Below are 20,362 nucleotides of genomic sequence, written 5' to 3'. Positions count from 1 at the left end.
GGAGTCCTCTGCCATGAGACTGCTCCGTCGAGACCGGACCAGAACCTCCACCCCCACCCCCACTCCCTCCTTCCGCGCCCCGCGCGCCGCGCTGGTCGCCGCCGGCGCCCTGCTCGCCGGTGCGCTGGCACCCCTGGGCCTGCAGTCCAGCGCCCACGCGGCGGCCACGGCCACCGGCGGCGACGTGATCGCCAACCTCTTCGAGTGGAACTGGTCCTCGGTCGCCGCCGAGTGCACCGGCGTGCTGGGCCCCAAGGGCTACGGCGCCGTCCAGGTCGCCCCGCCCGAGGACTCGATCCGGCTGGCCGGCTCCCCGCACCCCTGGTGGGACGTCTACCAGCCGGTCGGCTACGACCTCAACAGCCGGATGGGCACCGAGGCGCAGTTCCAGGCCATGGTGGCGACCTGCCACGGCGCCGGCGTGCGGGTCTACGCGGACGTGGTGCTCAACCACATGGCCGGCTCCAACCAGTCCAGCACCGACTCCTACGGCGGCGACGGCTTCTCCACCGCCGCCCGGAGCTACCAGCAGGTCCCCTACGGCCCGGGCGACTTCCACGGCTACCCCGGCGACTGCCCCAACTCCGGCCTGGCCATCACCGACTGGAACAACCAGACCCAGGTGCAGGAGTGCGACCTGCTCTCGCTGGAGGACCTGCGCACCGAGAGCGACCACGTGCGCGCCGCGGAGGCCGGCTACCTCAACAAGCTGCTCGGCTACGGCGTCGACGGCTTCCGGGTGGACGCGGCCAAGCACATCAACCAGGCCGACCTCGCGAACATCGAGTCCCGGCTGACCGGCACCCTCGCGGGCGGACGCCCGTTCGTGCTGCAGGAGGTCTTCCCCGGCAGCAGCGGCAACCTCGCGCCCGCCGCCTTCGAGAGCAACGGCAGCCTGATCGGATTCGACTACGCCGACGCCCTGAAGGGCCAGTTCCAGGGCAACATCGCGGGTCTGCGGACGTTCGGCCAGAGCTGGGGCCTGGAGCCCAGTGCCAAGGACGGCTCGATGGTCACCAACCACGACACCGAGCGGGACGGCTCCACGCTGAACTACAAGAGCGGCGCGCAGTTCCGGCTCGCCAACGAGTTCATGCTCGCCTGGGGTTACGGGACCCCCAGCGTCTACTCCGGCTTCGCCTTCGCCGCCTCCGACGACTCCCCGCCGGCCGACGCGGGCGGCTTCGTGACCGCCACCGACTGCTCCTCGGCCGCCTGGGTCTGCACCGACCGGGTGCAGGGCATCGCCAACCTGGTCGGCTGGCACAACGCGGCGCAGGGCCAGCCGGTGGCCAACTGGTGGGACAACGGGAACAACGCCATCGCGTTCTCGCGTGGCGGTACCGCCTGGATCGCCCTCAACAACAGCGGGACGGCCGTCACCCAGAGCTTCACCACCGGCCTGGCGGCCGGGAGTTACTGCGACGTGGTGCACGGTGACCCGTCCGCCGGCGGCGGCTGCAGCGGGCCGCGGGTGACGGTGGACGCCACCGGCCGGGCCACCGTCACGGTGGCGGCCGGCGACTCCGTGGCGCTGTACGCGACCGGCGCCGGCTGCACGGCCGGCTGCCCCAGCCCGTCGCCGACCCCCACGCCGACGGCGACACCGAGCCCGACCCCCACCCCGACCCCGACCGGCACCGGGACCGGCACGGTCAGCGAGACCTTCCACGCCACCCGGACCACCGTGCCCGGCCAGAACCTCTACCTGGTCGGCTCGATCCCCCAACTCGGCGGCTGGAACCCCGACGCGGCGATCCCGCTGGCCGCCACCGGCTACCCGGTGTGGAGCGCGACCGTGCCGCTGCCCGCCAACACCGCCTTCGCCTACAAGTACCTGCTCAAGGACGCCGCCGGGAACGTCACCTGGGAGCCCGGCGACAACCGCACCGCCACCACCACGACGAGCGGCGCGACGCTCGACGACACCTGGGGACAGGGGAGTTCGACCGGACAGGTGACGGTGAACTTCAGCGAGAACCGGACCACCGTGTGGGGCCAGAACGTCTACCTGGTCGGCTCGATCCCCCAGCTCGGCAGCTGGGACCCGAACGCGGCACTCGCCCTGTCCTCCGCGGCCTACCCGAACTGGACCGGCACGGTGACGCTCCCCGCCGCCACCGCCTTCGCCTACAAGTACCTGCTCAAGGACGCGGCCGGGAACGTCACCTGGGAGTCCGGCGACAACCGCACCTGCACCACCGGCGCGGGTGGCTCGGTGACCCTCTCCGACACCTGGAAGTAGCACCCCGCCAGCTCCCGGGGCCCGGCGGCCGCCACGATCAGCGCGGCACCCGCCGGGCCAGCACCACGACCCCGTAGAGCAGCAACCCGCAGGCCGCCACGAACAGCACCAGCCCGACCTCGTCCGCGGCCATCAGCACGTCGTGGCCCGCGCACAGGATCCGTGGGGCCGCGCCGAGCACCGCCGGCAGTCCCACCAGGGCGGGCACCCACTCCAGGTGGCTCGGACGCCTGCCCCGGGCCAGCCGCCGGTGACGGTGCATCCGCGCCGTCGCGGCCAACCGCACGCTCACCGCGATCATCAGGAACCCGGTCCAGATCACCGGCCATTTCGCCGACTCGACCACCCGTGCCACCTCCCCCGGTACTCACTCCCCTTACCAGGACGCTACCCCTCCCCCGGGCCGTACTACCCGCCCGGCGACGGATCGGTCCCCGCTTCGGACTTGCCGATTTCTGACGGGTTGCCAGATGGTTATGCCAATCGCACGATCACATTTGGAGGATGTCCGTGGGTCCGCACACCCCCACCCGCACCGGACCGTTCACGACGCGCCGGCTCGACCTGGGCTCGTTCGTCCGTCCCGCCTCGGAGACCGGCACCGGGCAACCGCGGGTGGAGCCCGTCCTCGGCTACCTGGTGCGCCGACCCGAAGGTCTCCTGCTCTTCGACACCGGCATCGGGGGCGGCGAGCCGCAGACCGAGGCCCACTACCGTCCGCGTCGCCGGCCGCTGGCACAGGCGCTCGCGGCGGCGGAAGTCGACCTGGCCGACGTCTCGGTGGTGGTCAACTGCCATCTGCACTTCGACCACTGCGGCGGCAACCCGCTGCTGGCGCCCGGCACGCCGATCCTGGTCCAGCGCACGGAACTGGCCCGCGCCCGGCGCGGCCACTACACCCTGGACCACCTGGTGGACTTCCCCGAAGTGACCTACCGCGAGGTGGAGGGGGAACTGGAGGTCTGGCCGGGCGTGCGGATCATCCCCACGCCGGGGCACACCGCGGGCCACCAGTCACTGCTCGTCGAACAGCCGGACGCGACGCTGCTGCTGGCCGGCCAGGCGCGCGACTTCGCCTCCGAGTTCGGCTCGGACCAACTCGCCCGCCAGGCCCACCGCGACGCGGTCGACCCGCCGCTGCCCCACTACCCCGGTTGGCTGGACCGGATCGCCGAACTCGCCCCGGACCGCGTGCTGTTCGCCCACGACGCGGCGATCTGGGAGCCGCTGGACTGACCGGCCCAGGGCTTCGCGAAATCCCTTTGCGGGGCTCGCGGGTCGCGCCGACACTGGGTCCATGCTCGGATTCGCCAGGACCGACCACTCCGCCCTCGTCTCGTGCCTGGGCGACCCACAGCGCACCGTGGGGGCCTACCGGGAACTGCTGCGCCGTGGACCGGAGGCGCTCGACGCCATCCGGGCCGGCCTGCGGGACGCGAACCCGGGCGTCCGCGAGGGCTGTTGCCGGCTGCTGGACCACCTGGTCGACACCGAGTCCATGGGCCAGCTCATCGCCATGGCCGACGACCCCGACGCCCGGGTCAGGATCGCGGCGCTGCACGCCCTGGCCTGCGACCGCTGCAAGGGCGACACCTGCGCGCCGGGCCAGGACCAGGTCCTGGAACCCGCGTTGCGACACCTGGCCGACGACCCCGCCCCACGGGCCCGGTCGATGGCCGCCGAGCTCGTCGGCAGGTTCGTCCACACCGACCCCCGGGCGCTCGCCGCCCTGCAGGCGTCGCACCGCACGGACCCGAGCCCGGCCGTCCGCAAGAAGGCGGGCTGGTACACCCCCGGCGGGACCATCTACGAACGGACCGCCCCACCCACGCCCCACTGACCCGCGTCCCGCGTCCCGCGTCCCGCTAGCGGACCGGACCGCGCCGCGCCCGCGGTGCGCCGGCCGTCTCCAGCAGCGTCTTGCCGACCGTGCCCCGCGCCTCCATCAGCGCGTGCGCGTCGGCGGCGCGCTCCAGCGGGAAGCGGGCGCCGATTACCGGACGCAGCCGGCCGGCCAGCGCCTGCGCGAGCGCGTGGTCGGTGCAGGCCCGCAGGTGCTCGGGCGTGCGGTCGCCGGTGACCAGCCGGACCCCGCGTTCGGCGGCCTGCTCGGGCGAGACGCCGGTCCAGGCGCCGCTGGCCAGGCCGTAGCTGACGAGGCGCCCACCGGGGGCGAGCAGCTCGAAGGCGGTCCGGCCGATCTCCCCGCCGACTCCGTCGAAGACCACGTCCACCGCCCCCACGGCCGCCCTGACCCGGTCGGCCCAGTCGGCCTCCCGGTAGTCGACGGCGACGTCCGCGCCCAACTCACGGGCCAGCTCCAGCTTGCGCGCGCCGCCCGCGACCGCGACCACCCGCGCGCCGGCCGCCTTGGCGAGCTGCACCAGCAGGCTGCCCACCCCGCCGGCGGCCGCCTCGACCAGCACCCGGTCACCCGGGCGGACCCCGGCGGCCCGCAGGTGCAGCACGGCGGTGCGCCCGTCGGCGAGCAGCGCGACGGCGGCGTCCAGCGCGAGGCCGTCCGGTACCTCGAAGAGCCCTGCGGCGGGGACCGCGACCCGCTCGGCGTACCCGCCGGCGCCGCCCGTGGTGCTCACCACCCGCCGCCCCAGCCACCGCCGGTCGACCCCCTCGCCGAGTGCGGTGACCACCCCGCCGACCCCGTTGCCGGGGATCATCGGCAGCTCGGCGCGGAACGGTCCCGCCCCGCTCGCCCGGAACTGGGTCTCCACGAAGGTGATGTTGGCGTACGCCACCTCCACCAGGACCTGCCCCGCGCCGGCCGCCGGTTCCGCCGCCTCCCCCGCCACCAGCACCTGCGGAGCACCGAACTCCTTGAGCCACACCGCGCGCATGATTCCTCCGTGCCGGGATCCGACGTGCCGGGATCCGAGATCGTCCCGGTCCGGAGTCATCATGAAACGTCAAGTCGACTTGAGGTCAAGCACCGTAAGTCCCGGCCCGCCGGCACCGCTCACGCCGTGCGCCGCCGCAGGGTGGCCGCGCCCAGGGCCAGCGCCAGCAGGGCCGCGCCCGCGATGACGGCGAGGTCGAGCACGGTGGTACCGCTCACACCGCTGTCCGTCCCCAGGCGGGCCATCGCGTCCACCGCGTAGGAGAGCGGCAGGGCGTCCGAGACCCAGTGCAGGCCGGTGGCCATCCGCTCGCGCGGCACGAAGAGGCCGCAGAGCAGCAGTTGCGGCAGCAGGACGGCGGGCAGGAACTGCACGGCCTGGAACTCGGTGGCCGCGAAGGCGGAGACGAACAGGCCCAGCGCCATGCCGAGCAGGCCGTCGCCGAGCGCGACCGCGACCAGCAGCCAGGTCGGGCCGACCACCTTGAGCCCGAGCAGTCCCAGGGTGAGCGCGCAGGCCGCGCCCGCCTGCAGCAGCGCCACCACGCCGAAGGCCAGCGCGTAGCCGAGCAGCAGGTCGAGGCGGCCCAGCGGCATGGTCAGCAGGCGCTCCAGGGTGCCGCTGGTCCGCTCGCGCAGCATCGCCACCGAGGTGACCAGGAACATCACCAGCAGCGGGAAGATGCCCAGCAGCGCGGCGCCGATCCGGTCGAAGGCGTGCGGCTGGCCGTCGTACATGAACCGCAGCAGGGTCAGCAGGACGCACGGGACCACCAGCAGCAGGGCGATGGTGCGCGGGTCGTGCCGCAGCTGGGCCAGGACACGGCGGGCGGTGGCGAGGGTGCGGGAGAGGTTCATGCGGTCACCTCGGGCTGGGTGGTGGCGACGAGGGCGAGGAAGGCGGCGTCGATGTCGGCCGTCCCGGTGCGGTCCAGCAGGTCCTGCGGGCTGCCGTCGGCCAGCAGCCGGCCCTCGCGCATCAGCAGCAGCCGGTCGCAGCGCACGGCCTCGTCCATGACGTGGCTGGAGACCAGCAGGGTCGCGCCGTCGTCGGCGAGTCGCCGGAAGAGCTGCCACAACTCCTGGCGCAGCACCGGATCGAGGCCGACCGTCGGCTCGTCCAGGATGAGCAGCTCGGGGTGTCCCAGCAGGGCCGCGGCGAGCGAGACCCGGGCCCGCTGGCCGCCGGAGAGCCGGGCGACCAGATCGTGCTCGCGACCGGTCAGGCCGACCTGGGCGACCACCCGGGCCGCGTCGCGCGCCGGCACGCCGAGCACCGCGGCGAAGTAGCGCAGGTTCTCGGCGACCGAGAGGTCGCTGTAGACCGAGGGCGCCTGGGTGACGTACCCGACCTTGCTGCGCAGCGCGGCACTGCCGGCCGGCAGCCCGAGCACCTCGACGCGCCCGGCGGCGGTGCGCTGCACGCCGACCACCGAGCGCAGCAGGGTGGTCTTGCCGCAGCCGCTGGGGCCGAGCAGACCGGTGATCGAACCCGGCGGGACCTCCAGGTCCAGGTCGTGCAGGACGGTGCGGCCGCCGCGGACCACGCTCAGGCCGGCTGCCCGGATCGCGGGGACGGCCCGCGGCCTTGAATTCATCATGTGATGAGTTTTGCGCGCCGCACGGCGCCCGTCAAGCGGCCGGCGCAGCGGACCACGATCCGCACTCCGCCGCCGCGGCGCGCACCAAGAGTGCCCGATCGGGCATTGCCCCGGGCCGATGACGGCATCTAGCTTGTCCCGCAACGGCTTTGACGTCCGGTCAGGCCGGCCGTCACGGGGGGTCCAGATGTCCACGTCCATGCCCAGGTCCATGCCCACACCCGCGTCCGCGACCGGCGCCGCCCGCCCGGGCCGCCGCCCGCGCGGCGCCGGGCTCGCGGCCACCGTCCTGGCCGCCGCGCTCACGCTGAGCGGCGCCGCCGCGGCCACCCCGGCCGCCGCCTCGAACCCCGCCCCCGCCCACCTGGCACCGTTCACGCTCACCAGCCCCGACTTCCGCGACGGCGGCAAGCTCCCCACCTGGACCGAGTTCGGCGACCCCGCCCACCAGACGCGCTGCAACGGCAGGAACCTGGCGCCCGAACTCGACTGGCGCAACGCGCCGGCCGGCACCCGGAGCTACGTGCTCCTCGTCAACGACATGGACGCCCCGATCGCGGGCGGCTGGCACCACTGGGTGGTCTACGACATCCCCGGCAGCGCGGGCCGGCTCAAGGGCCACGGCACGGTCGAGTACACCCAGGGCACCACCAGCTGGCAGGCCAACGGCGTGCCCGTGGTCGGCTGGGGCGGCCCCTGCCCGCCCGCCACCGGGCAGACCCACCACTACATCTTCACGCTGTACGCGCTCGACACTCCCTCGGTGCCCGGCGACGCGCTCAGCTACGAGCAGCTGCTCGGCACGATCGACCCGGCCGTGCTCGGGTCCACCGTCATGATCGGCACCTTCCGCCTCCCGTAGGCCCCGGGCCTACGGGACGCCCGCCCGACACGCACGCCCTGGCGCCCCCACGCCCCGGCGCGGGCCCGGCTCAGACCGGCCCGCGCCCGTCGGTGAGGTAGCGCTGGAAGGTCGGGGCGAGCAGCGGCACCAGGTCCTCGGGTCCGGCGGAGGCCAGCGGCTCGATCCGCAGCACGTACCGCGCCATCGCCAGCCCGACGATCTGCGAGACCATCAGCTCCACCCGCAGGTCGGCCTGCTCGACGTCCAGTTCGGCCGCGATCCGACGCACCAGCTGGTCCACCGCGAACTCCCGCATCAGCTGCGCGACCTCCTCGGTGGTGGCCGCCGCGCGGATCACCGCGAGCAGCCGGGTCAGCACGGCCGGCTGCTCCCAGATCGCGAGGACGAAGCGGGCCACCCGCTCGCCGACCGCCGAGCGGTCGCCGGCGATCACCTGCTCGACCACCACCTGCGGGTCGACCGGGAACTCCAGGGCGGCCAGGAAGAGCCGGTCCTTGGTGCCGAAGTAGTGGTGCAGCAGTGCCGCGTCCACCCCGGCGCCGCGGGCGATCGCCCGCATGCTCGCCTTCTCGTAGCCCCGCGAGCCGAACTCCGTGCGGGCCGCCTCCAGCACCGCCGCCCGGGTGTCCGGCCCGCCCGGCCGGCGACCGGTGCGCCGGCGCGCGGGCGGCGCGGCGCTCGCCCGGGCGTCGGACGCAGCAGCGTCCCGCACGACGGCGGGCACGGCGGCCTCCGGCAAGGCAGCGTCCGCCTCGACGGCAGGCGCAGCGACGGGCCGGGCGGCGGACGGCTCGGCAGCGGGCTGGGATTCGGAGGCCATCCCACCATTCTCGCCCGACCCACCCCTCCCAGATCTCGGTCCCGCATCGAAGCAGGGGCCCCCTAGCGGATGGCTACGCGCGTAGATATGCTGATCTGGTGACTATGTCCACTGTTGCAGCCACCGCCCCCGGCGCCGCGGGCAGCGGCCTGAGCGACGTCGCCGCCTCCGAGGCCTCGCTCCGCCGCTTCCTGCACGGCCTGCCCGGCGTCGACGCCGTCGGCCTGGAAGCCCGCGCCGCCTCCCTCGGTACGCGTTCGATCAAGACGACGGCCAAGGCCTTCGCGATCGATCTCGCCATCTCGATGATCGACCTGACCACGCTGGAGGGCGCGGACACGGTCGGCAAGGTGCGCGCCCTGTGCACCAAGGGGAAGCACCCCGACCCCAGCGACCCGACCGCCCCGCGGGTCGCCGCGATCTGCGTCTACCCGGACATGGTCGCCACCGCCAAGGCCGCCGTGCAGGGCACCGGCATCCAGGTCGCCTCGGTCGCCACCGCCTTCCCGGCCGGGCGCGCCGCGCTGCCGGTCAAGCTGGCCGACACCGCCGACGCGGTGGCCGCCGGCGCCGACGAGATCGACATGGTGATCGACCGCGGCGCCTTCCTCTCCGGGCGCTACCTGGACGTCTTCCAGGAGATCACCGCCGTCAAGGAGGCCTGCCGGCGCCCCGACGGCACCGCGGCCCACCTCAAGGTGATCTTCGAGACCGGCGAACTGCAGACCTACGACAACGTGCGTCGCGCCTCCTGGCTGGCGATGCTGGCCGGCGCGGACTTCATCAAGACCTCCACCGGCAAGGTCACCGTCAACGCCACTCCCCCGGTGACGCTGCTGATGCTCGAGGCGGTGCGCGACTTCCGGGCCGCCACCGGCGTGCAGATCGGCGTGAAGCCGGCCGGCGGCATCAAGACCACCAAGGACGCCATGAAGTACCTCGTCATGGTCAACGAGACCCTCGGCGACGACTGGCTGTCCCCGCACTGGTTCCGCTTCGGCGCCTCCAGCCTGCTCAACGACCTGCTGATGCAGCGTCAGAAGCTCAGCACCGGACGGTACTCCGGTCCCGACTACGTGACGGTGGACTGATCACCATGGCCAAGACCAAGAAGACCGAGGCCCCCGCCGCGGCCGCCCAGGCCCCCGCGCCCGCCGCCGCGGCGAGCGCCCCCGCCCCCGCCAGGGGCGGCCTGTTCGCCTACGCCCCGGCCCCGGAGTCCCCCGCCGCGGCCGGCGACATCGCGACCTCCTACGGCCACTTCATCGGCGGCGAGTTCGTCGACTCCAGCGGCAGCGAGGCGCTCAAGACCGTCAACCCGGCCACCGAGCAGGTGCTCGCCGAGTTCGCGCAGGGCACCGAGGAGGACGTCGACCGGGCGGTCGCCGCCGCCCGCAAGGCGTTCACCGACTGGTCGGCGCTGCCCGGCAGCGAGCGCGCCAAGTACCTGTACCGGATCGCCCGGATCGTCCAGGAGCGCTCGCGCGAGCTGGCCGTGCTGGAGTCGATCGACAACGGCAAGCCGATCCGCGAGACCCGCGACTTCGACCTGCCGATGGTCGCCGCCTGGTTCTTCTACTACGCCGGCTGGGCCGACAAGCTGGACTACGCCGGCTTCGGCGCCAACCCGCGCCCGGTGGGCGTGGCCGGGCAGGTCATCCCGTGGAACTTCCCGCTGATGATGCTGGCCTGGAAGATCGCCCCGGCGCTGGCCACCGGCAACACGGTCGTCCTGAAGCCGGCCGAGACCACCCCGCTGACCGCCCTGCGGTTCGCCGAGATCTGCCGCCAGGCCGGCCTGCCCAAGGGTGTCGTCAACATCGTCACCGGCGACGGCCGCACCGGCGCCGCGCTCACCGCGCACCCGGACGTCAACAAGGTCGCCTTCACCGGCTCGACCAACGTGGGCCGCGCCATCGCCCGCCAGCTGGCCGGCAGCGACAAGCGCCTGTCGCTGGAGCTGGGCGGCAAGGCGGCGAACATCGTCTACGACGACGCGCCGATCGACCAGGCCGTCGAGGGCATCGTCAACGGCATCTTCTTCAACCAGGGCCACGTCTGCTGCGCGGGCTCCCGGCTGCTGGTCCAGGAGTCGATCCAGGACGAGCTGCTGGAGGCGCTCAAGCGCCGGATGTCCACCCTGCGCCTCGGCGACCCGCTGGACAAGAACACCGACATCGGCGCCGTCAACTCGGCCGCCCAGCTGGCCCGGATCCGCGAGCTGACCGCCGCGGGCGAGGCCGAGGGCGCCGAGCGCTGGGCCCCCGAGTGCCAACTGCCCTCCGCCGGTTACTGGTTCGCGCCCACCATCTTCACCGGCGTGAGTCAGGCGCACCGGATCGCCCGCGAGGAGGTCTTCGGACCGGTGCTCTCGGTGCTGAGCTTCCGCACCCCCGCCGAGGCGGTCGAGAAGGCCAACAACACCCAGTACGGCCTGTCCGCCGGCATCTGGACGGAGAAGGGCTCGCGGATCCTGTGGACCGCCGAGCGCCTCAAGGCCGGTGTGGTCTGGGCCAATACCTTCAACAAGTTCGACCCGTCCTCGCCGTTCGGCGGGTACAAGGAGTCGGGTTACGGCCGCGAGGGTGGCCGCCACGGTCTGGAGATGTACTTGAATGTCGGGGTCCGTGATGTCTGAGCTCTCCGCGCGCCTGGACGTGCTGAAGACCTACAAGCTGTTCGTCGGCGGGAAGTTCCCGCGCTCCGAGAGCGGACGGGTGTACGAGGTGACCGACAGCAAGGGCCAGTGGCTGGCCAACGCCCCGCTGGGCACCCGCAAGGACACCCGTGACGCGGTGCTCGCGGCCCGGGCGGCGGTCAAGGGCTGGGCGGGCACCACCGCCTACAACCGCGGCCAGGTGCTCTACCGGGTGGCCGAGATGCTCCAGGGACGGCGTGAGCAGTTCGCCGCCGAGGTGGCCACCGCCGAGGGACTGAGCGGCAAGAAGGCGGCCGCGCTGGTCGAGCAGGCCATCGACCGCTGGGTCTGGTACGCGGGCTGGACCGACAAGGTGGCGCAGATCGCCGGCTCCGCCAACCCGGTGGCCGGTCCGTACTTCAACCTCTCGGTGCCCGAGCCGACCGGCGTGGTCGGCGTCGTCGCCCCGCAGGCCGGGTACGGGTACTCCTTCCTGGGCCTGGTCTCGGTGATCGCCCCGGTGATCGCCACCGGCAACACCGCGGTGGTCGCGGCGGCCGCGGACGCGCCGCTGCCGGCGCTCTCGCTGGGCGAGGTGCTGGCCACCTCGGACCTGCCCGGCGGCGTGGTCAACCTGATCTCCGGCCGGACCGCGGACATCGCGCCCACCCTGGCCTCGCACCAGGACGTCAACGCGCTGGACCTCGCCGGTGCGATCGCAGGCGAAGGACCCGGCGCGGCGCGCGCCCTGGAGGAGGCGCCCGCCGATACGCTGAAGCGCGTGCTGCGCCCGTCGCTCGACCCGGCGGCGCAGGACTGGACCCGTGCCCCCGGCACCGACCGGCTACTCTCCTTCCTGGAGACCAAGACGGTCTGGCATCCGCTGGGTCAGTAGCACCGCAGCCCGGTCGGCCGCCCCGGCGACCGACCGACCGGTGGACAACTCCACAGACTGGCCGTCCCCAGTGCCCCTACTCCCCCCAGGGGCCCGGACGCGCCACTGACGGGCCCGCGCCTCACCCCCCCTGGCGCGGGCCCGTCCCATGCCCGCACCGCCCGGCGTTCCGAAGGACGGTCCGGACCGCGGGCCCGAAGTACCGGCCGCCCGATGTGGGTTATGCCACTGCCGGTCCCACGGGTTCCGGGCACCGCACCTGATGCGTCAGACTGGTGACTCGTGAGTGACTCCCCGCTGAACGCCGCCTCGACCACCCGTGCCCGCGTGGTGCTGCTCTCCGGCCCCTCGGGATCGGGGAAGTCCTCGCTGGCCGAGCGCGCCGGCCTGCCGGTGCTCCAACTCGACGACTTCTACAAGGACGGCGACGACCCGACGCTGCCGCTGCTGGCCGACGGCACCGGGACGGACTGGGACTCGCCGCTCTCCTGGCACGGTGGCGAGGCACTGGCCGCCATCCGGCTGCTGGTCGAGCGGGGCCGGGCCGAGGTGCCGGTGTACTCGATCCCGGCCAACGGCCGTGCCGGCAGCCGCACCCTCGACCTGGACGGCGCGCCCGCCTTCATCGCCGAGGGCATCTTCGCGGCCGAACTGGTCGCCCGCTGCGAGGCCGAGGGCCTGCTGGGCGACGCGCTCTGCCTGCGCAACCGGCCGCTGACCACCGCCTGGCGGCGCTTTCGCCGCGACGTGCGCGAGGGCCGCAAGTCGGTCCCCTACCTGCTGCGCCGCGGCTGGCGGCTGATGCGTGCCGAACGGGGCATCGTGGCCCGCCAGGTCGCGCTCGGCGCGCACGCCTGCGCCGGCCCGGAGGCGACCGCCCGGGTGCGTGCCACCGTCCACGCGGCCCGGCCGGTGGCGGTCAGCGCCTGACCGCGCCCCCGCCCCCGGTGCGCGCACCCCACCGGCAGCGCACGTGCAGCTGGGCCCGGCGTCCTCTCCCGAGACGCGGGCCCAGCTGCTTTTCTGTGCGGGATCGCGGCTTCCCTCCGGCCTTCGGCTCCCCCGAGCCCTCGGCCGGCTCCGCGATCCTCACCCCGTCCCCCGACGGGAGTCCTTGTGTGCCCGGTTACGCCACCAGCTCGCCGAAGGCGTGCGCGGTGTCACCGGTGCGGTTGAGCTGCTCGTCGTCGCGCAGCCGGCGCAGCGCGCGCCAGATGCTGCTCTTGACGGTGCCGACGCTGATGCCGAGGATGCCGGCGATCTCCGGGTCGGTGCGGCCCTCGTAGTAGCGCAGCACCAGCATGGTGCGCTGGTTCTCCGGGAGCTTGACGAGCGCCTGCCACAGCACGGCACGCAGCTCGGTGCCGCCCATCGCGTCCGTGTCGCCGACCGTCTCCGGCAGCTCCTCGGTGGGGTACTCGTTGAGCTTGCGCCGGCGCCAGGCCGAGATGTGCAGGTTGGTCATGGTGCGGCGCAGGTAGCCGCCGACGGCGGCCTTGTCGGTGATCCGGCCCCAGGCCCGGTAGGTGCTGAAGAGGGCGCTCTGCAGCAGGTCCTCGGCCTCGAAGCGGTCACCGGTCAGGTGGTAGGCGGTGGCGTACAGGGAGGCGCGGCGCTCGCGCACGTACGCGGTGAACTCCGCGAGGTGCTCCTCCGCGGTGGCCGAGTGCTCCCCCTGCACGCCTCCCTGCTCGTCACGCGGGGCGGGCACCTCCACCGGCCGCAGCCGGTAGAGGGTGGCGCCCGTGGCCTCGCGGACCGACTCCCCCGAGTCGGCACCGCGCCCCTTGGCCTTCTCCCCCAGGACGCCCCCCGCCGTGATGGTCCCCCCCGGAACAACCACGGCCGCCGCGACCCCTGCCCGGGCCACCCCGTGCAGCTCCCCCGTCCTGCTCCCGCCGACCGACCGGCGGGCCCCCGAACACTGCTCGACCCGACCGTGTTCTATCCGGCCGTGCTCGGTCCTGGCGTGCGCCGAGGGACGAACGCCGCGGACGGCCGGGTTGTGCGCATCCCAGATGCCCCGGGTCTCAAGCGTTGCGTTCATCGTGCGCCCCCATGTTCGGTCCGAGCGGGTCCTTTCCAGTGCCCCCGCCGCGGCCCGTTCCTGCTGGTCCGACGCGGTGACAAGGGAAAGCTTGCCCGCCGCCCGTCATGGCGGTGTCCGGCGACTGTCACAGCGGTGTCACAAGGGACGGGACCAAAGTCCCGTTCGTGCCACTCGATGCCCAGGACGCCGGGCCCCGCTCCACGGTTCCCGGCGGCACACCCGGTAAGCCAGAATGAGCGCGTGCCATTCCTCCTACTGATCGAGGACGACGACGCCATCCGCACCGGCCTCGAACTCGCCCTCACCCGCCAGGGCCACCGCGTGGCCGCCGCTGCCTCCGGCGAGGACGGCCTGAAGCTCTTCAAGGAGCAGCGGCCGGACCTCATCGTGCTGGACGTGATGCTGCCCGGAATCGACGGCTTCGAGGTCTGCCGGCGCATCCGGCGCACCGACCAACTGCCGATCATCCTGCTCACCGCGCGCTCGGACGACATCGACGTGGTGGTCGGGCTGGAGTCCGGCGCCGACGACTACGTGGTCAAGCCGGTCCAGCCCCGGGTGCTGGACGCCCGGATCCGGGCCGTGCTGCGGCGCGGGGAGCGGGAGAGCTCCGACTCCTCCGCCTACGGCTCGGTGGTGATCGACCGCTCCGCGATGACCGTCACCAAGGACGGCGAGGACCTGCAGCTGACGCCGACCGAGCTGCGGCTGCTGCTGGAGCTGAGCCGGCGACCGGGCCAGGCGCTCTCCCGCCAGCAGCTGCTGCGCCTGGTCTGGGAGCACGACTACCTGGGCGACTCGCGCCTGGTGGACGCGTGCGTCCAGCGGCTGCGGGCCAAGGTCGAGGACGTGCCCTCGGCCCCCACCCTGATCCGCACGGTGCGCGGGGTGGGCTATCGTCTGGACCCGCCGTCCTGACCGGGGCGCGCCCAGGCGGCGCCTGACCCGGCCCCGCCCTGCCGACACCGAATGGCTACCCCACTCGTGACCGACCTTCAGAACCGCCGCAACCTGGCCTCCGGCCTGTGGCGACGGCTGCGGCTCAGCTCGCTGCGGGTGCGGCTGGCCGCGGTCTTCGCCGTGGTGGCGCTGACCGCCGCCGTCTCCGCCTCGGGCATCGCCTACTGGCTCAACCGGGACGCGGTGCTCAAGCGCGCCCAGGACACCGCCCTGAACGACTTCCGGGTCTCGCTCAGCCGCAACGTCTCCAACCTGCCGCTCGGCGCGAGCTGCCCCCAACTCGTCCAGCTGGCCAACGACGTGGCCAGCTCCGGGCTGAGCTACAACGTCGTGGTGGTGGACGAGAACCAGCCCGACTGCACGGCCGTCTCCGACCCGCGGTTCACACCGGCCCAGGTGCCGGCCGCGCTGGCCGCCGCCGTCCCCAAGCCGCGCACGGTGGGCCCGGGCAACCCGTACGCGTACCACCTGTACTGGCAGCGGGTGAACATCGACGGCGAGCCGTTCGTGGTGGGCGGCACCCGGGTGGTGCCGAGCGGGCCGACCGCGTACATGTTCAAGTCGCTGGACAACGAGCGGGCCGATCTCAACACCCTGGGTTGGTCGTTGGCGGTGGCCACCACGCTGGCGCTGATCGCCGCCACCCTGCTGGCGCAGGCCGCCTCCGCCACCGTGCTCCGTCCGGTGCGCCAACTCGGCGACGCGGCCAGGCTGCTGGGCCAGGGCGAGCTCGACACCCGGCTCGAGGTCAGTGGTGCGGACGAACTCGCCGACCTGGCAAGGACGTTCAACAGCACCGCGCAGGCCCTCTCCGATCAGGTCAAGGAGTTGAGCGCCCGCGAGGCGCAGAGCCGCCGCTTCGTCGCCGACATGTCGCACGAACTGCGCACCCCGCTCACCGCGATGACCGCGGTGACCGACATCCTGGAGGACGAGGCCGAGTCGCTCGACCCGATGATCGAGCCGGCCGTACGACTGGTGGTGAGCGAGACCCGGCGGCTCTCCGACCTGGTGGAGAACCTGATGGAGGTCACCCGGTTCGACGCCGGCACCGCCAAGCTGGTCGCCGACGAGATGGACATCGCCGACCTGATCACGTCCTGCATCGACGGGCGGGCCTGGTACGACGCGGTGGAGGTGGACGCCCCGCGCGGGATCCTGGCCGTGGTCGACCCGCGCCGGCTCGACGTGGTCTTCGCCAACCTGATCGGCAACGCGCTCAAGCACGGCGGCTCGCCGGTGCGGGTGCGCGTCAGCCGCGGGGTGGGGCCGACCGGCGCCGGCGAGGTGGTCGTGGCGGTCTCGGACAGCGGTCCGGGCATCCCGCCGGACGTGCTGCCGCACGTCTTCGACCGGTTCTACAAGGCCGACAAGGGGCGGGCCCGCTCGGAGGGCAGTGGGCTCGGGCTCTCCATCGCGATGGCCAACGCGCAGATCCACGGCGGCACCATCACCGCCGCCAACGCCCCGGCCGGCACCGGCGGCGCGGTGTTCACGCTGCGCCTGCCGCTGGTCCCGCCGGCCCGCGACGGCCTGGCGCCGCACGACCCGGGCGGCGCGGGCGGCCCGGCGGACGTGCGAAGCTCGGGGGGCCCGCAGGACGGACCCGGGCGGAGGGCTGGACGGTGATGCAGGTCAGCGGTAGCGGGCAGCGGTCCGGGGCGAGGACCGTGAGGACCACGACGATGACGGGAGCGGACGCAGCCGTGCCGGGGCGCCACGGGCGGTACCGGCGCTGGGCCGCGGCCCTGGGCGTCGCGGCGCTCACCAGCGCGCTGGCCACCGGCTGCGGGATCCGGCCCACCGCGATCCCGGTGGACGCGGGCGCGCCGGCCAGCCGCACCGCCTGCTCGAGCCCGGTGCACCCGCCGGCCGCGCCGACCACCCCGGCGCCCACCGTCGCCAAGGGGGCGACCCGGTCGGCCTCCGCCGCGCCCAGCGTCTCGCCCGCGCCCACCAGCACCCCCAGCGCGGCGCCGGCCACCCCCGGCGGCAGCCTCTTCAGCGCCCTGCCCTCCACCACCCCGAGCGCGAACACCGCCCAGCGCTGCGACTGAGGCCTGTCGGCTCTGGGCCGTCCGGGTGAAAGCGGGATCCGGCCCGACCGAACGGCCGTGCGGCTGCCCCCCTCCGGACCCCGCCCGTACGGCCGAAACCGCACCTCAGGGCCGGTGCGACCGGATCCGCCGGGCGGGCGGGGAGGGTCGGGCCCGAACCGATCCGGCCACCCACGGGAACCACCCGCCCCGGCACACGCGTCCTGGGGAGCGTGCAGCGAGACGGCACCGGCGCGCCGAGCGCGCGCGACAGTGTGCGAACCGGAGACGACCGGCAGCCCGTGGCGGGCCTGTCGGCAAGCGGCCTTCCGTCCACACCGGAACACGGCCCCGAGGCGGTGCCGGTGCGGCTGCGCCTGCTGGGGGCGGTGCTGCTCGCCCTGTACCTCCTGGTCGCCGGCTGGTTCGCGCTGCGGTCGACGCCCACCGGCCCCTGGGCCTACGACGCCAACCTCACCCCGTTCTCCTCGATCCACCGCGCGCTGGCACTCGGCTCCACGGACGCGCTGCGCGCACTGGCCGGGCCGCTGCTCGGCGGGGCACCGCTGGGGGTGCTGCTCCCGCTGGTCGGCGGACGGCTGCGGCGGGCCTGGCTGCCCTCGTTCCTCCAGGCCGCGGCGGCCTCGGGGGTGATCGCCACCGCGCTGGAGGTCCTGCAGACCTGGCTCGGCACCCGCATCCTCAACGTCGACGACGTGCTGCTCGCCGTGTTCGGCGCCGCCCTGGCGCACCTGGCGGTCGTGCCGTACGGCCGGGCCGCACTGCGGACCCACGGCCGGTCCGTGCCCCGCGGCGCACCCGCCCCGGCGCCGGCGACCGCACCCGCGACCGCGCCGGCCGGGCCCGCACCGGCCACCCGCACCACCGCGGGCCCGACCGCACCGCAGAGCGCGGCCCCGACCACCCCCACCGTGCTGCGGCTCTCCGCCCCGGTCAGGACCGGCGCCCCCGCCTCGGTGCTCACCGCCGGCCCCGTCCCGGCCGGCCTGGTCGAGCACGGCCGCCGCTGAGCCCCGCCCGGCCCACCACCGCTCCCCGCACCGAACTCCGCTCCCCGCCGCCCGCCGCCGCGCCCCGGCGGCCCCCCGGTGCTCAGGGCCGACCCTGACGCCGACCCCGAGAGAGGGCCGCGCCGCCCCTCGCAGACTCCGGGGTGCCGGATCGGCATCCGGGCTGACGCCGCTCGGTCCGCCGGCGGCCACGATGGAGTCAAGCCACCCGGGAGCAACCGGGACCGCCCCGCGAAAGCTCGGAGACCACCATGCGCACCCTCGCCCGCCCCCGGCACAACCGCATCCTCGCCGGCGTCTGCGCCGGTATCGGCGAGCGCTTCGGCCTCACCGCGTGGACCGTGCGACTGATCTTCCTGGCGTCCTGCCTGCTGCCCGGGCCGCAGTTCCTGATCTACCTGGCGCTCTGGCTCCTCCTGCCGCAGGAGCCGTGACCGGCCCGCGCCACCGCGCGCCCCACCCGGCACGGCACAGGGCCGCCCACCCCGCGACACGCGGAGCGGGCGGCCCTGTCGGCATGGTGACGGCGGGCGGCGGACGGCGGTCAGGCGCCGGTGGGCCGCCGCCGGTCAGCCGCCGATCGGCAGGCCACCGCCCACCGGGACCAGGCTGCCCAGCGCGCCGGCGACGGGCGCCTTGGAGACCGCGCCCTGCACCGCCCCGACCGGCAGGCCGCGGGTCGCACCGGCCGGCACGGCACGCTCGGCGGCCTGGCCCTCCGCGGAGGCCGGGGCCTGGCTGCCGGCGTTCGGGTTGAGCATGCCCGTGGTCTGCGAGACCGGGCCGCCGACCGCCGGCGCCTTGTTGAGCGAGCTGGTCAGGCTACCGGTGTCCCCCAGCGCGCTGGTGGGGAGGCCGAGACCGCCGCTGGCGGCGGCCGAGGCCGAACCGGCCGCGACCGCCGCGACGGCGACGCCGAGCGCCACGGTACCGGCGGCCTTGAGAGTGGCCTGCTTCATGAGTGCGTCCTCGTGTCCTCGGGGGGCTGGTGGGCGGGCAGGCGCGGGGCGCGCACCGAGGCAGGCGCCATGGCTCACGCCGCCGCACCGTGTCCGTGTCAGCAGTGACTGGCTCACCGTAGACACAGCGCCACGCACGGACCAAAGGCGCGTCACCCACTCGGATTACTCGTCCGACAGTCCTACCGCCAGCCCCCCGAGGCGAGTTGATCGACCGTCAGGCCGACGCCCCGAACAGCCACTCGGCCTTGAGCTCGGCGTAGCCCGGCTTGATCACCTCGTTGATCATCGCGAGGCGCTCGTCGAAGGGCAGGAAGGCCGACTTCATGGCGTTCACGGTGAACCACTGCATGTCGTCCAGCCCGTACGCGAACGCCTCCACCAGGTGCGCGAACTCCTGGCTCATGCTGGTCCCGCTCATCAGCCGGTTGTCGGTGTTGACGGTGACCCGGAACTTCAGCCGGCTGAGCAGCCCGATCGGGTGCTCGGCGTACGAACTCGCCGCCGCCGTCTGCAGGTTGGAGGTCGGGCACATCTCCAGCGGGACCCGCTTGTCGCGCACGTACGCGGCCAGGCGGCCCAGCGCGACGGTGCCGTCCTCGTGGACGGTGATGTCGTCGATGATCCGCACGCCGTGGCCGAGCCGGTCGGCGCCGCAGCACTGCAGGGCCTCCCAGATCGACGGCAGGCCGAAGGCCTCGCCCGCGTGGATGGTGAAGTGGTTGTTCTCGCCCTTGAGGTAGTCGAAGGCGCCCTGGTGGCGGGTCGGCGGGTGACCGGCCTCGGCGCCCGCGATGTCGAAGCCGACCACGCCGGCGTCGCGGTAGCGGTTGGCCAGCTCGGCGATCTCCTGCGAGCGGGCGGCGTGGCGCATCGCGGTGAGCAGCGTGCCCACCTTGATCCGGTGGCCGTTGGCGCGGGCGTTGGCCTCACCGAGGCGGAAGCCCTCGTTGACCGCCTCGACGACCTCGTCCAGGCTCAGGCCGGCTTCCAGGTGCTGCTCGGGCGCGTAGCGGACCTCGGCGTAGACGACGCCGTCGGCGGCCAGGTCCTCCGCGCAGTCGGCGGCGACCCGCACCAGCGCGTCACGGGTCTGCATGACGGCGCAGGTGTGCGCGAAGGTCTCCAGGTAACGGACCAGCGAACCGGAGTCGGCGGCCTCGCGGAACCAGATGCCGAGCTTGGCCGGGTCGGTGGTGGGGAGCCCCTGGTAGCCGCACGCGGCGGCCAGCTCGACGATCGTCTCGGGGCGCAGGCCGCCGTCCAGGTGATCGTGCAGCAGCACCTTGGGGGCGCGGCGGATCTGGTCGGCGGTGGGGACACGCGGGGCCGTGGTGCCCGCGGGGACGGTGATCTGCTTCTCCATCGCGGAAGTGTAGCGCCTACGCGCGTAGATTCCTACTCGCCA

At 74.0% G+C, this 20,362-nt stretch carries 21 protein-coding genes; 13 read left to right on the top strand and 8 right to left on the bottom strand.

The window, feature by feature from the left end; translation table 11 throughout:
- Window positions 1-13 precede the first annotated feature (13 nt).
- Window positions 14-2,245 carry a carbohydrate-binding module family 20 domain-containing protein gene (locus ABD323_RS06555; RefSeq protein WP_344440245.1) on the top strand — a complete coding sequence of 744 codons (2,232 nt, stop codon included), beginning with the start codon at window positions 14-16 and terminating at the stop codon, window positions 2,243-2,245.
- 37 nt (window positions 2,246-2,282) lie between these two features.
- Here ABD323_RS06555 and ABD323_RS06550 read toward each other — a convergent pair whose 3' ends face one another.
- Complete coding sequence (locus tag ABD323_RS06550) at window positions 2,283-2,591, bottom strand: hypothetical protein (protein WP_344440243.1); 309 nt, start codon at window positions 2,589-2,591, stop codon at window positions 2,283-2,285.
- A gap of 158 nt (window positions 2,592-2,749) precedes the next feature.
- Here ABD323_RS06550 and ABD323_RS06545 point away from each other — a divergent pair, with 158 nt between their 5' ends.
- Window positions 2,750-3,481 carry an N-acyl homoserine lactonase family protein gene (locus ABD323_RS06545; RefSeq protein WP_344440241.1) on the top strand — a complete coding sequence of 244 codons (732 nt, stop codon included), beginning with the start codon at window positions 2,750-2,752 and terminating at the stop codon, window positions 3,479-3,481.
- Window positions 3,482-3,542: 61 nt separating this feature from the next.
- Window positions 3,543-4,085, top strand: a complete 543-nt coding sequence (locus ABD323_RS06540; protein WP_344440239.1) for a HEAT repeat domain-containing protein — start codon at window positions 3,543-3,545, stop codon at window positions 4,083-4,085.
- A 25-nt stretch (window positions 4,086-4,110) separates the two neighbouring features.
- Here the strand turns inward: ABD323_RS06540 and ABD323_RS06535 are convergent, their stop codons facing one another.
- The 3 genes from ABD323_RS06535 to ABD323_RS06525 form a co-directional block, all read right to left on the bottom strand.
- Window positions 4,111-5,100: a zinc-binding dehydrogenase gene (locus tag ABD323_RS06535; protein ID WP_344440237.1), complete on the bottom strand. Its 990-nt coding sequence runs from the start codon at window positions 5,098-5,100 to the stop codon at window positions 4,111-4,113.
- A 119-nt stretch (window positions 5,101-5,219) separates the two neighbouring features.
- A complete protein-coding gene (locus tag ABD323_RS06530) occupies window positions 5,220-5,957 on the bottom strand; it encodes an ABC transporter permease (protein WP_344440235.1) in 738 nt (245 codons plus the stop codon).
- Complete coding sequence (locus ABD323_RS06525; protein WP_344440233.1) at window positions 5,954-6,700, bottom strand: ABC transporter ATP-binding protein; 747 nt, start codon at window positions 6,698-6,700, stop codon at window positions 5,954-5,956. Before ABD323_RS06525 ends, ABD323_RS06530 begins: the two co-directional genes overlap by 4 nt.
- Before the next feature lie 211 nt (window positions 6,701-6,911).
- Here ABD323_RS06525 and ABD323_RS06520 point away from each other — a divergent pair, with 211 nt between their 5' ends.
- The gene (locus ABD323_RS06520) at window positions 6,912-7,562 is read left to right on the top strand and encodes a YbhB/YbcL family Raf kinase inhibitor-like protein (RefSeq protein WP_344440231.1); all 651 of its coding nucleotides are present in this window, start codon (window positions 6,912-6,914) and stop codon (window positions 7,560-7,562) included.
- 70 nt (window positions 7,563-7,632) lie between these two features.
- Here ABD323_RS06520 and ABD323_RS06515 read toward each other — a convergent pair whose 3' ends face one another.
- Entirely contained in the window at window positions 7,633-8,385 is a 753-nt protein-coding gene (locus ABD323_RS06515; protein ID WP_344440229.1) for a TetR/AcrR family transcriptional regulator, read from the bottom strand.
- 104 nt (window positions 8,386-8,489) lie between these two features.
- On the opposite strand from ABD323_RS06515, the gene deoC reads away from it, so the two are divergent.
- The 4 genes from deoC (at window position 8,490) to ABD323_RS06495 (ending at window position 12,848) form a co-directional block, all read left to right on the top strand.
- A complete protein-coding gene (gene deoC / locus ABD323_RS06510) occupies window positions 8,490-9,476 on the top strand; it encodes a deoxyribose-phosphate aldolase (protein ID WP_344440287.1) in 987 nt (328 codons plus the stop codon).
- Between the two features lie 5 nt (window positions 9,477-9,481).
- Window positions 9,482-11,023 (top strand): aldehyde dehydrogenase family protein, encoded by a 1,542-nt coding sequence (locus ABD323_RS06505; RefSeq protein WP_344440227.1) that lies wholly within the window; start codon window positions 9,482-9,484, stop codon window positions 11,021-11,023.
- Entirely contained in the window at window positions 11,016-11,918 is a 903-nt protein-coding gene (locus ABD323_RS06500; RefSeq protein WP_344440225.1) for an aldehyde dehydrogenase family protein, read from the top strand. Before ABD323_RS06505 ends, ABD323_RS06500 begins: the two co-directional genes overlap by 8 nt.
- A gap of 282 nt (window positions 11,919-12,200) precedes the next feature.
- Window positions 12,201-12,848, top strand: a complete 648-nt coding sequence (locus ABD323_RS06495) for an ATP-binding protein (RefSeq protein WP_344440223.1) — start codon at window positions 12,201-12,203, stop codon at window positions 12,846-12,848.
- 196 nt (window positions 12,849-13,044) lie between these two features.
- Here the strand turns inward: ABD323_RS06495 and ABD323_RS06490 are convergent, their stop codons facing one another.
- The gene (locus ABD323_RS06490; protein WP_344440222.1) at window positions 13,045-13,965 is read right to left on the bottom strand and encodes a SigE family RNA polymerase sigma factor; all 921 of its coding nucleotides are present in this window, start codon (window positions 13,963-13,965) and stop codon (window positions 13,045-13,047) included.
- Between the two features lie 243 nt (window positions 13,966-14,208).
- On the opposite strand from ABD323_RS06490, the gene ABD323_RS06485 reads away from it, so the two are divergent.
- The 5 genes from ABD323_RS06485 to ABD323_RS06465 all read left to right on the top strand — a co-directional run bounded on the left by ABD323_RS06485 (window position 14,209) and on the right by ABD323_RS06465 (window position 18,429).
- On the top strand, window positions 14,209-14,886 hold the full coding sequence (locus tag ABD323_RS06485) for a response regulator (RefSeq protein WP_344440220.1): 678 nt from the start codon (window positions 14,209-14,211) through the stop codon (window positions 14,884-14,886).
- Between the two features lie 51 nt (window positions 14,887-14,937).
- A complete protein-coding gene (locus tag ABD323_RS06480; protein WP_425555877.1) occupies window positions 14,938-16,557 on the top strand; it encodes a sensor histidine kinase in 1,620 nt (539 codons plus the stop codon).
- Between the two features lie 56 nt (window positions 16,558-16,613).
- Complete coding sequence (locus ABD323_RS06475) at window positions 16,614-16,985, top strand: hypothetical protein (RefSeq protein WP_344440216.1); 372 nt, start codon at window positions 16,614-16,616, stop codon at window positions 16,983-16,985.
- A 344-nt stretch (window positions 16,986-17,329) separates the two neighbouring features.
- The gene (locus ABD323_RS06470; protein WP_344440214.1) at window positions 17,330-17,995 is read left to right on the top strand and encodes a VanZ family protein; all 666 of its coding nucleotides are present in this window, start codon (window positions 17,330-17,332) and stop codon (window positions 17,993-17,995) included.
- Between the two features lie 251 nt (window positions 17,996-18,246).
- The gene (locus tag ABD323_RS06465) at window positions 18,247-18,429 is read left to right on the top strand and encodes a PspC domain-containing protein (RefSeq protein ID WP_344440212.1); all 183 of its coding nucleotides are present in this window, start codon (window positions 18,247-18,249) and stop codon (window positions 18,427-18,429) included.
- A 135-nt stretch (window positions 18,430-18,564) separates the two neighbouring features.
- On the opposite strand, the gene ABD323_RS06460 is transcribed toward ABD323_RS06465, so the two are convergent.
- Window positions 18,565-18,954, bottom strand: coding sequence for an ATP-binding protein (locus ABD323_RS06460; protein WP_344440211.1), 390 nt, complete (start codon window positions 18,952-18,954; stop codon window positions 18,565-18,567).
- Between the two features lie 217 nt (window positions 18,955-19,171).
- Window positions 19,172-20,320, bottom strand: coding sequence for an adenosine deaminase (locus ABD323_RS06455; RefSeq protein WP_344440210.1), 1,149 nt, complete (start codon window positions 20,318-20,320; stop codon window positions 19,172-19,174).
- Between the last annotated feature and the right edge of the window lie 42 nt (window positions 20,321-20,362).

This window comes from Kitasatospora nipponensis (genome assembly GCF_039528135.1).
In the GTDB taxonomy this organism is placed as follows: Bacteria; Actinomycetota; Actinomycetes; order Streptomycetales; family Streptomycetaceae; genus Kitasatospora; species Kitasatospora nipponensis.
The sequence above is the reverse complement of the archived record's forward strand: the minus strand, read 5'-3'. Positions and strand labels throughout refer to the sequence as shown.

Coding starts and splice junctions, on each gene's coding strand:
- ABD323_RS06555 (WP_344440245.1), top strand. CDS start 14: ATGAGACTGCTCCGTCGAGACCGGACCAGAACCTCCACCCCCACCCCC.
- ABD323_RS06545 (WP_344440241.1), top strand. CDS start 2,750: ATGTCCGTGGGTCCGCACACCCCCACCCGCACCGGACCGTTCACGACG.
- ABD323_RS06540 (WP_344440239.1), top strand. CDS start 3,543: ATGCTCGGATTCGCCAGGACCGACCACTCCGCCCTCGTCTCGTGCCTG.
- ABD323_RS06535 (WP_344440237.1), bottom strand. CDS start 5,100: ATGCGCGCGGTGTGGCTCAAGGAGTTCGGTGCTCCGCAGGTGCTGGTG.
- ABD323_RS06530 (WP_344440235.1), bottom strand. CDS start 5,957: ATGAACCTCTCCCGCACCCTCGCCACCGCCCGCCGTGTCCTGGCCCAG.
- ABD323_RS06525 (WP_344440233.1), bottom strand. CDS start 6,700: ATGATGAATTCAAGGCCGCGGGCCGTCCCCGCGATCCGGGCAGCCGGC.
- ABD323_RS06520 (WP_344440231.1), top strand. CDS start 6,912: ATGCCCACACCCGCGTCCGCGACCGGCGCCGCCCGCCCGGGCCGCCGC.
- ABD323_RS06515 (WP_344440229.1), bottom strand. CDS start 8,385: ATGGCCTCCGAATCCCAGCCCGCTGCCGAGCCGTCCGCCGCCCGGCCC.
- deoC (WP_344440287.1), top strand. CDS start 8,490: ATGTCCACTGTTGCAGCCACCGCCCCCGGCGCCGCGGGCAGCGGCCTG.
- ABD323_RS06505 (WP_344440227.1), top strand. CDS start 9,482: ATGGCCAAGACCAAGAAGACCGAGGCCCCCGCCGCGGCCGCCCAGGCC.
- ABD323_RS06500 (WP_344440225.1), top strand. CDS start 11,016: ATGTCTGAGCTCTCCGCGCGCCTGGACGTGCTGAAGACCTACAAGCTG.
- ABD323_RS06490 (WP_344440222.1), bottom strand. CDS start 13,965: ATGAACGCAACGCTTGAGACCCGGGGCATCTGGGATGCGCACAACCCG.
- ABD323_RS06480 (WP_425555877.1), top strand. CDS start 14,938: ATGGCTACCCCACTCGTGACCGACCTTCAGAACCGCCGCAACCTGGCC.
- ABD323_RS06475 (WP_344440216.1), top strand. CDS start 16,614: ATGACGGGAGCGGACGCAGCCGTGCCGGGGCGCCACGGGCGGTACCGG.
- ABD323_RS06465 (WP_344440212.1), top strand. CDS start 18,247: ATGCGCACCCTCGCCCGCCCCCGGCACAACCGCATCCTCGCCGGCGTC.
- ABD323_RS06460 (WP_344440211.1), bottom strand. CDS start 18,954: ATGAAGCAGGCCACTCTCAAGGCCGCCGGTACCGTGGCGCTCGGCGTC.
- ABD323_RS06455 (WP_344440210.1), bottom strand. CDS start 20,320: ATGGAGAAGCAGATCACCGTCCCCGCGGGCACCACGGCCCCGCGTGTC.